The sequence below is a fragment of the Chryseobacterium sp. UYP7 genome (assembly GCF_056279225.1).
On the sequence record NZ_JBWBQW010000003.1, the window covers coordinates 146442 to 159941 of the forward strand.

Annotated in this window: 12 protein-coding genes; all 12 read right to left on the minus strand. The window is 36.5% G+C overall.

Annotated features, from left to right (window positions below):
- Positions 1-43: 43 nt before the first annotated feature.
- Entirely contained in the window at positions 44-934 is an 891-nt protein-coding gene (locus tag ACZ9HT_RS08280) for a UbiA family prenyltransferase (RefSeq protein WP_476040003.1), read from the minus strand.
- A gap of 52 nt (positions 935-986) precedes the next feature.
- Positions 987-1913, minus strand: a complete 927-nt coding sequence (locus ACZ9HT_RS08285) for a mevalonate kinase family protein (protein ID WP_476040004.1) — start codon at positions 1911-1913, stop codon at positions 987-989.
- Between the two features lie 86 nt (positions 1914-1999).
- Positions 2000-3487, minus strand: coding sequence for an MFS transporter (locus ACZ9HT_RS08290; RefSeq protein WP_476040005.1), 1488 nt, complete (start codon positions 3485-3487; stop codon positions 2000-2002).
- 101 nt (positions 3488-3588) lie between these two features.
- Positions 3589-4767, minus strand: a complete 1179-nt coding sequence (locus ACZ9HT_RS08295) for an acetyl-CoA C-acyltransferase (protein WP_476040006.1) — start codon at positions 4765-4767, stop codon at positions 3589-3591.
- 93 nt (positions 4768-4860) lie between these two features.
- Complete coding sequence (locus ACZ9HT_RS08300) at positions 4861-6120, minus strand: nucleoside permease (protein ID WP_476040223.1); 1260 nt, start codon at positions 6118-6120, stop codon at positions 4861-4863.
- Between the two features lie 17 nt (positions 6121-6137).
- On the minus strand, positions 6138-6734 hold the full coding sequence (locus tag ACZ9HT_RS08305; RefSeq protein ID WP_476040007.1) for a bifunctional nuclease family protein: 597 nt from the start codon (positions 6732-6734) through the stop codon (positions 6138-6140).
- Between the two features lie 83 nt (positions 6735-6817).
- Positions 6818-8188, minus strand: coding sequence for a sensor histidine kinase (locus tag ACZ9HT_RS08310; RefSeq protein WP_476040008.1), 1371 nt, complete (start codon positions 8186-8188; stop codon positions 6818-6820).
- 159 nt (positions 8189-8347) lie between these two features.
- Entirely contained in the window at positions 8348-9295 is a 948-nt protein-coding gene (locus ACZ9HT_RS08315; RefSeq protein ID WP_476040009.1) for an electron transfer flavoprotein subunit alpha/FixB family protein, read from the minus strand.
- Positions 9296-9324: 29 nt separating this feature from the next.
- Positions 9325-10071 (minus strand): electron transfer flavoprotein subunit beta/FixA family protein, encoded by a 747-nt coding sequence (locus ACZ9HT_RS08320; RefSeq protein ID WP_476040010.1) that lies wholly within the window; start codon positions 10069-10071, stop codon positions 9325-9327.
- 94 nt (positions 10072-10165) lie between these two features.
- Complete coding sequence (locus tag ACZ9HT_RS08325; protein ID WP_476040011.1) at positions 10166-10873, minus strand: SDR family oxidoreductase; 708 nt, start codon at positions 10871-10873, stop codon at positions 10166-10168.
- Between the two features lie 76 nt (positions 10874-10949).
- Entirely contained in the window at positions 10950-11948 is a 999-nt protein-coding gene (locus tag ACZ9HT_RS08330) for a T9SS type A sorting domain-containing protein (protein ID WP_476040012.1), read from the minus strand.
- Positions 11949-12045: 97 nt separating this feature from the next.
- A complete protein-coding gene (locus ACZ9HT_RS08335) occupies positions 12046-13428 on the minus strand; it encodes a dipeptidase (RefSeq protein WP_476040013.1) in 1383 nt (460 codons plus the stop codon).
- Positions 13429-13500 lie beyond the last annotated feature (72 nt).

Consider the following 13500-nt stretch of genomic DNA (forward strand, 5'->3'; position numbering starts at 1 on the left):
AAATTTTGAAATTGAACTGGAGAACCAAAGTTGATCAAGTAATTTAGAATCTAATGATAATCCCATCGAGTAACATCGCAAGAATACCACAGAAAACCCAAACCCGAAGAATATTCAGGGCGAAAAAGTTATGCTTTTTTTGATTGCCTAAAATTAAATAGAGTGTAGCAACAAGAACGAATAAGCCTGAAGCAAAGTATAAATTCATAATATTGTGAATCCCTTCTTCTCTTACAATTAACATGGAAATCAGCATTAGAACGATCGTCAGAAAACTCAGTATTATTTTTGAGAAGGAGTTGCCCCAGAAGTTAGCAATCGTTACATAACCAAATATTTTATCGGCATTTTTGGTTAAAAGATCCTTCACAATATCGATCATCAGCAAAATGACGAAAAGAAAAATAGCCATCAAAAATATTTTTGCAGAAAAGGTTTTATAATAAACCCACATTCCGAAAAAGGGATAAACCGTTAAACTGACAAAAGTTAAGTTATTAACAAGGAGAATTTTGCTCAATTTGTGACTGTAAAACCACATTAAAAACTGATACGTTAAAAAGAAAAAGAAAACGCGCGGAGAAATAAGAAAGGCAATGCCGAGCGATACAATGTTTAAGGTTATATACGCGTAAAGGAAATATTTCTGTTTCAAAAACTTCTGAATTCGCGTACGGAAAGGTTTCACCAGTTGATCCTTTTCCCGATCATAGAACTGATTGATGATTCCACCCGCTAAAATACTTAAAACGGTACAGAAAATAATTCCGTGAACCCGAAAATCAAAGACAAAATTCCGGACACTTTCTTCTCTGTTAAAAAGAAAAAATGTAGAAACGTACAATGCAAAAGTGAGTAATAAAGTAACGAAAACCCTTGCTCCTAAAAGGAAACCTACGAATTGCGAAATTCTGTAAAAGATAGGATTATTCATAAAAACAGGTCGAATAAATGTAAAATAGATTGCAAATTTTCCGACTTACTTTTTAAAATCTGTAGATGACTTCTTTGTGAAATCCGTCGAGCATTTTTTCTGCTTTTTCGTAGTCTTTGGTGAATCCTAAGATATAACCGCCACCGCCGCTTCCGCAGAGTTTTAGATAATACGCATTGGTATCCAGACCATTTTTCCAGGCTTTGTAGATACTTTCAGGGATCATTGGTTTGAAATGTTCGTATGCCCAAACCGAAAGACTTTTTAAATTACGGAAGAGTGGAGTCATTTCTTTTTTCAAAAAAGCTTCAATACAAGCATTGTTGTAGCGAATAAATTCTTCCTTCATTGTTTTGCGGAAACCTTCAGTTTTCATTTTTTCAAAGAAGATCTGAACCATTGGTCCCGTTTCGCCCGTCATTCCAGAATCGATGAGGAAAATAGCACCTTTGCCTTCTTCACTTGCCGGAATAGAAACTTTGTTCACATTTTCGCGGTTTTCAATTAAAATCGGAAGATTCATGTAGCAGATCAAAGGATCGATACCCGAACTTTTTCCGTGGAAATAGCTTTCCATTTCACCAAAGATCTTTTTTAAATCTTTCAATTCGTCTTTTGATATATGCTCGGGAAGAAAAGTTTTAATGGAATATCTTTCAAAAATAGCAGCAACCAAAGCACCTGAACTGCCAACACCATACCCTTGCGGAATATTAGAATCGAAGAAAAGCCCTTTGCGAATGTCTTTTTGTAATTTAGAATTATCAATTTGATAAGATTCGGGAAGTTTTAAATCTTTCAAATAATCGGCATAGCGCTGAAGAGAAATATTAGATTCTTTCTCGAAATCATTTTCCAGCTCAGAAAATTTCAAAGCACCTTTATAAAAACTGTACGGCAAGGTAAGTCCCTGTGAATCTTCGATAATGCCGTATTCACCGAACAAAAGTATTTTAGCGTAAAATAAAGGATTGGTCATTGATTTTTTATCTGTTTTCCTCTGCAAATATACAACATTTCTGATTATCAGTAAATTACTTGTTAGAATGATTAATTTGCATCTATTTATGATTTATGAGATTTTAGTTCTAAGAATCTAATTAAAATCAGGCCAATAGCAAAAAAGAAAGACATTCCTATAAATGCATAATGCATATTGTGAAATTTCTGAATGACAACACCAAAAATTAGTGATCCTAAGATAATGGCCAGCTTCTCTAAAACATCGTAGAAACTGAAGTAAGTGGTATTATCCATGGAATCTTCCGGTAATAATTTGGAATATGTTGAACGGGACATTGCCTGTAAACCACCCATTACCAAACCGATAAAAGCTGCTAAAACATAAAACTGTTTTTCGACATTTGGATTTTCTTTGTTTAAAAAATACGCAGAGAGACAACATACGATCCAAATTGCGACGGCAATACTGATCACATTTTTATTCCCTATCGACTTTGATAATCGGGAAAATGCCAATGCTCCGAATATTGCGACAATCTGAATAACCAAAATGGTAATGATCAATTTGTACTGATCTTCTTCTTTTGTAAAAATTTCTGAAGTTCCAAATAAGGTCGCCATCAAAAAAATCGTCTGCATTCCAATGCTGTAAAAGAAAAAGGAGGATAGAAAAAACTTTAGATTTCTGTCTTTAAATAATTCCCGACCCACTTTAAATAATTCGCGGAAGCTTTCTTTGGCGATATCTTTATAAAACGCTAAATTATCTTTAATCACCTCGAATATTCCGCCGTGCTCCTCGTGTTTTTCGAAGATGTTTTTATAGTTTAAGAGTACCAGATCTTTAGGCAACTTATCCTGCACCATGCCAAATTGAGGCAAATGTTTGAAGGTATATTGCGAAAATCCAAACCACCACGCTCCGGTAATTAAAAAGGTGATCCTGGTATAAATTTTAGTTTCTTCCGGTGTTTTTGCAACCACCTGAATTAAAAGTAAACAAAGAATTAGTAAAATTACAGAACCTATATATCCGTAAACGTAACCTCTTGCTGACAGCGCATCTTGTTTGTCGGGTGTTGCAATATCTGGAAGGAAGGAATTATAAAAGACCAAACTCCCCCAAAATCCAACACTTGCCGTTACACTGAAAAGTAATCCCAGAAAAATATTGTTCATGCTTGTAAACATGGCTAAACCCATACAGGACGTAGCTCCCAGATAACAGAAAAATTGCAGAAAAGATTTTTTATTTCCGATCGTATCTGCCAAAGAAGATAAAATTGGAGAAATAATTACGACGATCAAAAATGATAAGGTCAAAGAAAAACTGAAAATCGCCGTTGGTTCATAACCCGTGCCCAAAATGTCGATCATGTGCGGAACAGGAACTTCTTTCCATTCGCCGGAACCTTCTATAAAAACCTTTTTCTTGTATGCCGTGGTGATAATAGAATAATAGATCGGAAAGATGGTGGAAGTAATAACCAAAGAATAAACGGAATTTGCCCAATCATAGTAAGCCCAGGCTTTCATAATGGTAGGATCATTCTTGATGTTGCGAGGAGGCAAATTTGCGTTTTCAGCCATTTTTAAAAAAAATTAATTGAACAAAAATAAAAAAACCATTAAGAACTAATGAAAAAAATCACTAATAATTCTTAATGGCTTCATTATGAGCATAATAAAGTTTAAAGGTTCTCAATAACGATGGCAGTCGCTCCACCGCCGCCGTTGCAGATCGCTGCTGCACCGTACTTTCCGTTGTTTTGTTTAAGAACGTTGATCAAAGTAACAATAATTCTGGAACCTGAACTCCCAAGTGGATGACCCAGAGAAACTGCTCCACCATTAACGTTCACTTTGGCAGCATCTAAGCCTAAAATTTTATTGTTCGCTAAACCTACTACAGAAAAAGCTTCGTTAAATTCGAAAAAGTCGATATCCGAAATTTCTAAGCCGGCTTTCTTTAAAGCCACTGGTAAAGCTTTTGCAGGAGAAGTGGTGAAACGCTCCGGCGATTGTGCTGCATCTGCGTACGCAATGATTTTCGCTAAAGGTTTCAATCCTAACTCTTCCATTTTTTCTTTAGACATTAAAATTAAAGCCGAAGCTCCATCATTTAAAGTGGATGCATTTGCTGCGGTAACGGTCCCATTCTCTTTTTGGAAAACAGTTGGCAAACCTGGAATTTTATCAAACTTAACGGCTTTAAATTCTTCATCTTCAGAAAAAATAATAGGATCACCTTTTCTCTGTGGAATTTCTACGGAAACGACTTCATCTTTAAATTTCCCTTCGCTCCACGCTTTTGCGGAACGTTCGTAAGATTCTACAGCAAAACGGTCTTGATCTTCTCTGGAAAAACCGTATTCACTTGCACACTGTTCTGCACAAACTCCCATGTGAACATTACCGTAAACATCGGTTAAGCCATCTAGGAGCAAACCGTCTTTCATTTTTACGTCACCAAGTTTAGTGGCATTTCTAGCATTGTAGTAATGCGGAACTGAAGACATATTTTCCATTCCACCTGCTACAATAATATCCTGGTCGCCCGCTTTAATCGCTTGAGCCGCCATGGTAACCGCTTTCATCCCTGAAGCGCAAACTTTATTTACGGTGGTACATGCCGTTTCGTTTGTTAAACCTGCACCCATAGATGCCTGCCGAGCCGGAGCCTGACCTTCACCTGCCTGTAAAACATTACCCATATACACTTCCTGAACCAGTTTTGGATCGAGATTAATTTTATCTAAAGCACCTTTTATGGCGATAGAACCTAATTTTGTAGCCGGAACAGTCGTTAAACTTCCTAGGAAACTTCCCATTGGAGTTCTTACTGCGGATACGATGAATACTTCTTTCATTACCTTTAATTTAAATTTTTTTTAAGTACGCCAAATTACAAAAAAAAACACACTTTCGGAAAAGTGTGTTTTGTCTTATTTTAAAGGCGATGATTAAATCTTTGCTGCTGCAATTTCTTCCGGATCATGTTTGTGTTTAAACATTATTGCGAACATTACCGCAATTACTAAAGCATAACCCGCAAAAACGAGCCAGATCTCATGCCACATTTTATCACCGTTCGGCATTGTAAAATATTTCTGAATAAGAAATCCACTTACTAAGCTTCCGGCTATTGCACCAAAACCATTCGTCATCATCATAAATAAACCCTGAGCTGATGAGCGGATCTTATAATCGGTAGTTGTTTCTACGAATAATGATCCCGAAATATTAAAGAAATCGAAAGCCATCCCGTATACGATACAAGAAAGTACGATTAAACCCAAACCGAAACCTACAGGAACGCCGTAAGCAAATAAACCAAAACGTAAAACCCAGGCAAACATAGAGATGAGCATTACATTTTTAATTCCGTATTTCTTCAAAAAGAAGGGAATTGCAAGAATGAAAAGCGTTTCTGAAATCTGGGAGATCGACATAATGATCGTCGAGCGTTTAACAACAAAACTTTCAGCATACTCGGGAATTTTTCCAAAATCAGACAGGAAAATATCTCCATACATATTCGTCAACTGTAGAGCTGCCCCTAAAAACATTGAGAAAAAGAAGAAAAGTGCCATTTTATAATCCTTAAATAAGGAAAAAGCATTCAATCCTAATTTTTCAGATAATGAAGCATTCGCCGGAATTAAATTCTGAGGCGGACATTTCGGTAAAGTAAAAGCGTAAATTCCTAAAACGATCGCGATCACCGCGGCAATGTAAAATTGATTTCCAGAACCCTTATTGCCCGTAAGATTGGTGATCCACATGGCAGCTATAAATCCAATTGTTCCCCAAACACGAATGGGTGGGAAGACTTTAACAACATCGTAATTATTATTTTTCAGAATGTAGTACGCAATTGAATTGGAAAGGGAGATCGTTGGCATGTAGAACATCATGGCGATAAGCATGACCCAGAAAAAATTATCCGGCGTGGTGACAGATGGTAAAAAAAACAACGTAATTCCATACAAAATATGAAGAATTCCAAATAATTTCTCTGCATTCATCCAGCGATCGGCAATAATTCCTGTTAATGCAGGCATAATTATCGAAGCGATTCCTAAGGTAGCAAAAACTTTCCCGAATTCTTCTCCGCCCCATTGTTTTGTACCGAACCAGTAAACGCCGATGGTGATGAGCCAGGCTCCCCAAACAAAAAACTGCAGGAAAGACAATATGGTAAGTCTTAATTTTAAATTCATCATTTATTTATAAAATTTTAGTCAATTTTTTTATTTCTTCTTTTTATTTCCTGTTGCAGCTCCAAAGCAGCATCAAAATCCTCATCTCTCACCGCATCTTCTAATAATTTATGCAGATCTTCTAAAGGGAAGGCGGATAAATTACCCTCGGAGGTAAGTGGAGAAAAGTTTTCCTCCGGTGCTGCCGGATCATCTAATTCCAGTAGGATCCCGGCTTCACTTAAAACCTGTTGCGTGGTATAAATGGGTACCTCAAAACGAACCGCCATTGCTACAGCGTCCGACGTTCGGGCATCTAAGATAAGTTCCTCGTTGTTCGCGTTATTTTTGAAATTAATATTTGAAAAAAATACGCCGTCGATGATCTGATAAATAATTACAGAAGTTAAGGTGTAATTTGCAGAAGTAACAAATTTGGAAAATAGATCGTGTGTTAAAGGGCGCGGCGGATGAATGTCTTTTTCTAAACCTAAAGAAATCGACTGCGCTTCGAAGTTTCCTATCACTACGGGTAATTTTACGTTCGTTTCTTCGTGTTCCAAAAGGAGTGCATAAGCTCCGGACTGTGTTTGGCTGTAAGAAATACCGCGTATAATTAGTCTTTTATAATCCATAGCTACAAATATAATTGATTTTTTAGATTCGGGATTTAATTTCAATAATTTTATTGAAATCTTTTTAGAATTGAAACCTCCGGCTAATTTCTATGAATCTTATTAACATTGATAGTTACCGTATTAGCAGTTCCATTCTGATTGCTTTCTCTGTTCATAACGGCCTCTAAAAAAGTAACCCGCGTATCGATATTACTCAAACCAATTCCTTTCGACAAACCGTTCAGTTTAAAACCTTTACCATTATCATTTACCAAAAGCGTAATAATTGGATAAACGCTTTTGATTTCAACGCGCGCCGCAGTAGCTTCTGAATGTTTTACAACATTGTTCACCAGTTCCTGAATAATCCTGTAAATATGAGTTTCTGTTGTAATTCCTACATCAATCATTTCACCGCAAGAAATAAAATCAACTTTTATATTGTAAATTTTTTCGACTTTCTTGCAATAATTTTCCACTGCTTGTAAAAGTCCGTGATTGGTTATGGATGATGGGGAAAGGTTATGCGAAATTTCTCTGATCTGAATACAGGATCTATCGATGATCTGGGATATTTCCTGCACAATGCCTGTACTGCGCAATGTTTGATCCTCCTTATTTAAATAGGCAATATTGTATTTTATTGCAGATAAATCGCCCGCAATTCCATCATGTAGTTCTGCGGCGATCCGTTTTCTTTCTCTTTCCTCGCCTTCCAGCAAACCTTTTAACTTGCTGATCTGTTGCTGATGTTTGTGTTTCGTAACCAGATTTCGAATTCTGTTCTTTTCATCATTGATCAGTTTAATTTTATAAGCCAGACCAAGACTGAAAAAGATCGTTTCAATTACAATTCCAATATAGAAATAAGTAATTGGGTTCCTCATATGTAAGGCTGGAATAAAGGTTCCTGTAAACGCGACAAGTGCGCAAAATACGTAAGCACAGACTCCAAAAAGAAAATAATCTTTGTGTTTTCCGGAATATTTTAAGGCCTTTAATGCGCTTATAAAAAAAACGCCCAGCATCACAGGTAAAAATAGAAAGGTGTAAAAAAGGATATACAGATCAGAATTTTTCAGGAAGAAACAGACGACCGCTAGAAGGAAAAAAAGAGCGGTTAACGTTCGAAGGATCAAGATAAGATGATCGAAATACTTTCTGATTCTCTTGTCTAAGTCCAGAAAATATAGGGCAAAAATGCTGTAAAACATATAGAAGATGACCTGAATAAAAAAATTGAGGATCTGCGTAAAAATTTCTCCATTGGTAATCCCAATAAAATTCGAAATTAAATGTTGAAAATTATTGTAGTTTTCATCACTGCGACTCAATAAATAAAGGATCATGCAAATATTATAAAGCGCATAATATTTGAAACTTTTTTCCCGGAGATAAATAAAAATGACCCCACTTATAATAATAAAAAGCAGTTGGAACGAAATTGCCATGTTCCATATAAACATCTCCATAGGGAAAACTATTAATTGATCACAAGGTTCTTAGTAAAATTAATCTTTTTTTTTAATAGTTCGATAAATATTTTTTTTGAGGATCATGGGTGAAATCAAGAAGTTCTCACAAAAAAAACGCCGGATTTCTCCAGCGTTTTATAATTATTTAAAAGGATTTTATCCTTTCAATGCTTTAATTTTCTCCGTTAATTCCGGCACAATTTTAAAAGCATCTCCTACTACTCCATAATCCGCAGATTTAAAGAAAGGTGCTTCGGGATCACTGTTAATGACCACAATTGTTTTAGAAGAGTTAACTCCAGCCAAATGCTGAATTGCTCCTGAAATTCCGATCGCAACATAAAGATTTGGTGAAATCGCTTTCCCGGTTTGTCCAACATGTTCGGAATGAGGTCTCCATCCTATGTCTGAAACTGGCTTTGAACAGGCTGTTGCTGCTCCTAAAAGATTGGCTAAATCTTCCACCATTCCCCAGTTTTCCGGACCTTTCATTCCACGACCTGCAGAAACTACTATTTCAGCTTCTTTTAAGTCTAATTTCCCGGAGCTTTGCTCGTGAGAAAGAACTTTGGTATCTTCATTAGCGATCGATAATTCTTTTACTTCTTCGGAACCTGAAACTGCATTTTCCTTAACGCCATAAGCGTTTTGAGAAACCGTTACGATCACTCCGGCTGCATCGGCTTTTGCGTGCATAAATCCTTTTCCGGAAAAAGCTCTTCTCTTCACCTGAAAAGGAGAAAGACTTTCCGGCGCTTCTAAAGCGTTGGTTATTAAGGAAAAACCATTCATAATCGCCAACATTGGTGCGATAGAAGAAGCATCTGTAGTATGAGGAAAAACGATGGTATTTCCGGTCGCCACTTCATTTACCGCTTCTGCATAAGCTTTTGCGCTAAAGTTCTTTAAACCTTCATCTTTAATATTGATGACGTTTGTAGCCCCATATTTATACAATAGATCTGAAGAATCTGTAGGATTTACCGTAATCGCAGTCACAGTATCGCTGGCTTGATCTGCAATTGCTTTTGCATAAGAAACCGCTTCGAAGGCTGCTTTTTTGTAAATTCCGTTTATATTTTCTGCATATACGAATATTGCCATTTTCTTGAATTTTAAATTTGAATATTAACTTAAATTACTTTTGCTTCTTCGTGGAGTAATCTTACCAATTCGGCAAGATCATCTGCGGAAACCATTTTTACTGCAGCTCTTTGTGGAACCGAATCGTAAGAAACACCTTCAACTTTCACTTCCGTCGCAGTTGCTTCCTGTACAACAAGAGGTTTTGATCTTGCAGACATAATTCCTCTCATATTTGGGATAATTAGATCTTTTTCGTCGACCATTCCTTTCTGTCCTGCGATCACTGCCGGAAGTTTTACAGAAATAGTTTCTTTTCCGCCTTCGATTTCCCGAACAGCAGTCGCTTCTGCACCATTAACATCTAAACCAACGCAGGCATTTACGAACGGTTGATTAAGTAATTGCGCAACCATTCCGGGAACAGAACCACCATTATAATCGATGGATTCTTTACCGCAAAGGATCATATCGTAACCGCCGTTTTGTGCAACATTTGCAATTTCTTTGGCGACAGAAAAACTGTCTTTAGGCTCGGTATTTACTCTTACAGCGTCGTTTGCTCCAATCGCTAAGGCTTTTCTGATCACAGGTTCTGTGGTGACTTCTCCAACATTTACAACAGTAACTGTCGCTCCCTGAGATTCCTGTAATTTAATTGCTTTTGTTAAGGCAAATTCATCTAATGGATTAATTACCCACTGAATACCGGTCTTGTCGAAAGCCGTTTTGTCTGCCGTAAAATTAATTTTTGAAGTAGTATCTGGAACACTACTGATACACACTAATATTTTCATGAACTAATATTTATTGTTTTACTGTTTGCTAAGATAAATAAAAATATATTATGCATGCATAGTATATTTGAAGTTTTCATATTTAATACATAATTTAACCCTTTGGTTTTAAAGGTCTAATCTCAATTTTACTTGGTAAAGTTCGTGGATTCATTTTCAGAATATCTATGATTAACTGGCCAATATCTTCAGGTTGAATTTTCCATCCGTCTTTTTCGGAAAGTTCGTGATTATTGAAATTACTCGCTACCGAACCCGGCATTATAGTTGAAACCTTGATATTGTATTTTCTTAGATCGAGCATCGCTGCTTGCGTAAAACCAACAGCTCCAAATTTTGAAGCGTTATATCCGGAGCCATTTTCGAAAAAGTTCGTTCCGGCCAAACTTGAGATAGAAATAAAATAACCTTCTGATTTTTTAAGTTCCTCTACGGAAGCTTTCATGGTGTGAAAAAGACCGGTAAGATTGGTTTCGATCATATCATTCCAGTCTTCTACCGTAAGTTCATCAACCGATTTGAAAACTCCTACACCGGCGTTTGCAATTACAAAATCTAATTGTCCGAAGTGGTTTTTTATTTCTGAAACCGCCTTCTCCTCATCTGCGATATTCCTAACATTGGAAACTACACCCAAAACTTTTGAAGAATCGGAAGAGATCTCAGCAACTGCTTTATCAACATCTTCCTGTTTTCTGCCACTCACCGCAACTCTGATTCCGTGCTCAGCAAGAATTTTTGCAATTCCTAATCCAATCCCTTTTGTTCCACCTGTAATATAAGCTACTTTATTTTCGAACATAATCTTTGTTTTAATTCTTAAATATAAAAAAAACGCCTCAAATAGAGGCGCTTTTTAACAAACATTATATGTTTAATTATTTCTTAATGAATTTTTCTGTCTGTGTACCGTTTTCAGTTTCAAACTTAACTAGGTAAACTCCTTTTGCAAGATTTCTTACATCTACCTGGCTGTTTACTGCTTTCGCTACAGATACATTTCTTCCAACCGCATCAAAAATCTGAATTGATTTTACTTGACCGTTAAAGTTTAAGTAATCTGTAGTTGGGTTTGGATATAAAGATATTACAGAATTTGCAATTTGTCCTACTGTTGCAGTTCCCAATGTTGCTGCATTTATTGCTTCTACACTATAGTTGTCATAAGAAGCCGTTGTCGAAGCAACGTTTCCTGTGTTAATTTGACTAAGCATGTTAAACTGCGTTCCATCTAAATTTTTTGTAATCGTGTAACCAGCGATAGAAAGTGAACTAGTAACCCCGTTAATGGTGTACGTAATTGCTCCGTTCACTTTATCGTAAGTACACCCAACAGTCACCCAAGTATTTGCAGGAAAAGTTACTGCGCTAATACCTGTAATATTAAAGAAACCTGTTGCGTTTGTAGTATTATTTGTTAGATTCGCCTGACCCGAAAACAGTTTGGTTGTTGAATTATATCTTAAACCGACCAGTCCACCTGTAGCATTCGTAATGTTAATTCCAGTTGATACATTGCCAGTTGAGCTTCCTGTATAAAAATCATAGGTAACTTTTACTACGTCGTTTCCAGCAGTTCTTGCTGTCCAGGCTGGGCCGAACCCTAACTTAACAACCTGTCTGTTGTCTGCAGGCAATGCAGTAGCACCAGAAGTAAGTTGCAGCGATTTACCATGAGTTACATCTACGGTAACAATTTGGTAATCCGGTGCTGAACCTCCATTTAAATACATGCCACCCTGACCTGCTGCTCCAAATGCAAAATTAGTTCCTACATCTCCTAATGTGTAAGAATTATAGTTATCAGATTCAATAACCTGAGCTGATAAAAAAGTTGCTGAAAGTACAACTGCACTAAATAGATAGAATTTTTTCATAAGAAAGATTTTGTTTTAATTGAGCACGAAAGTATCAAAAAAAAATTGATTAACATCATGTTAATCAATTTTTACTGTAATATTTTTTGATATTACCCTAGTCTTTAGAGTAATTCTCAAAGAAAAGTGGAATACTTTCAATTCCTTTATAGAAATTATAGAGACCGTAATGTTCGTTTGGAGAGTGAATCGCATCTGAATCAAGACCAAATCCCATTAGAACAGATTTTGCGCCTAACACCTTCTCGAAAAGTGAGGTAATTGGAATACTTCCACCACTTCTATACGGTAAAACTTCTTTCCCAAATGCTGTTTCCATGGCTTTTTTAGCCGCTCTGAATTCTTTGGTATCGCTCGGTAAAACGTACGGCATTCCACCATGATGTGGCGTAACCTTCACTTTTACATTATCTGGTGCGATTTTTTCAAAGTACTTCGTGAATTTCTCTGTGATCTCTTCCGGAGTTTGATAAGGTACCAAACGCATAGAAATCTTCGCAAAAGCCTTCGATGGAATTACCGTTTTCGCGCCTTCACCAATATAACCACCCCAAATCCCGTTGCAGTCTAAGGTTGGTCGGATGGATGTTCTTTCTAAAGTAGTGTAGCCTTTTTCACCTTCTACTCCATTTAAACCAATTGATTTTTTGAAATTTTCAGGATCATCTTTCAGTTTGTTCATTTCTACTCTTTCTGCATCAGAAACTTCTTCAACATTATCGTAAAAACCATCAATAGTGATATGTCCGTTTTCATCAATCAAATTCGCGATCATTCGGGAAAGTACGTGTATCGGATTTGGAACTGCGCCACCGTATAAACCGGAATGCAGATCTCTGTTTGGTCCCTCTACAGAAACTTCTACATAACTTAAACCACGCAAACCTGTAGTAACAGTAGGTTGTTCATTAGAATAAATATGAGTGTCGGAAATTAAAATCGCGTCACAGGAAAGTTTTTCTTTCTCCTCATTCACAAAAGCTTCTAAACTTTTTGAACCGACTTCTTCTTCCCCTTCTAAAATAAATTTAACGTTACAAGGCAAACTATTGGTTTTCATCATGGCCTCAAAAGCTTTGATGTGCATAAAAAACTGACCTTTATCGTCGGCTGCACCTCTTGCGAAGACTGCTCCTTCAGGATGAATTTCTGTTTTTTCGATATACGGTTCGAAAGGTGGTTTCGTCCATAATTCTAATGGATCTGGCGGTTGAACATCGTAATGACCATAAACCAAAACGGTCGGTAATTTTGGATCTATAATTTTTTGTCCAAAAACGATGGGATATCCTTTGGTCTTGCAAACTTCAACATCATCGGCACCGGCATTTTTCAAATGTTTCGCTACTTCATCTGCACATTTTAAAACTTCATCTTTATAAGCTGGATCGGCAGAAATCGACGCAATTTTCAACAATTCGAAAAGTTCATCGACATAACGCTGTTTATTATCCTGAATGTAATTTAAGGTTTCTTTCATTTTATTATTTTAAAATTTATAAGTTCGTAATCTTGTAAAAATAAAAAAAATGTTTTGGTAGCGCAAGAATTC

Bases quoted from the DNA above. Each gene is read 5' to 3' on its own strand.
- ACZ9HT_RS08330 (WP_476040012.1), bottom strand. From the start codon at position 11,948: ATGAAAAAATTCTATCTATTTAGTGCAGTTGTACTTTCAGCAACTTTT.
- ACZ9HT_RS08320 (WP_476040010.1), bottom strand. From the start codon at position 10,071: ATGAAAATATTAGTGTGTATCAGTAGTGTTCCAGATACTACTTCAAAA.
- ACZ9HT_RS08300 (WP_476040223.1), bottom strand. From the start codon at position 6,120: ATGAATTTAAAATTAAGACTTACCATATTGTCTTTCCTGCAGTTTTTT.
- ACZ9HT_RS08280 (WP_476040003.1), bottom strand. From the start codon at position 934: ATGAATAATCCTATCTTTTACAGAATTTCGCAATTCGTAGGTTTCCTT.
- ACZ9HT_RS08315 (WP_476040009.1), bottom strand. From the start codon at position 9,295: ATGGCAATATTCGTATATGCAGAAAATATAAACGGAATTTACAAAAAA.
- ACZ9HT_RS08295 (WP_476040006.1), bottom strand. From the start codon at position 4,767: ATGAAAGAAGTATTCATCGTATCCGCAGTAAGAACTCCAATGGGAAGT.
- ACZ9HT_RS08305 (WP_476040007.1), bottom strand. From the start codon at position 6,734: ATGGATTATAAAAGACTAATTATACGCGGTATTTCTTACAGCCAAACA.
- ACZ9HT_RS08290 (WP_476040005.1), bottom strand. From the start codon at position 3,487: ATGGCTGAAAACGCAAATTTGCCTCCTCGCAACATCAAGAATGATCCT.
- ACZ9HT_RS08310 (WP_476040008.1), bottom strand. From the start codon at position 8,188: ATGGAGATGTTTATATGGAACATGGCAATTTCGTTCCAACTGCTTTTT.
- ACZ9HT_RS08335 (WP_476040013.1), bottom strand. From the start codon at position 13,428: ATGAAAGAAACCTTAAATTACATTCAGGATAATAAACAGCGTTATGTC.
- ACZ9HT_RS08285 (WP_476040004.1), bottom strand. From the start codon at position 1,913: ATGACCAATCCTTTATTTTACGCTAAAATACTTTTGTTCGGTGAATAC.
- ACZ9HT_RS08325 (WP_476040011.1), bottom strand. From the start codon at position 10,873: ATGTTCGAAAATAAAGTAGCTTATATTACAGGTGGAACAAAAGGGATT.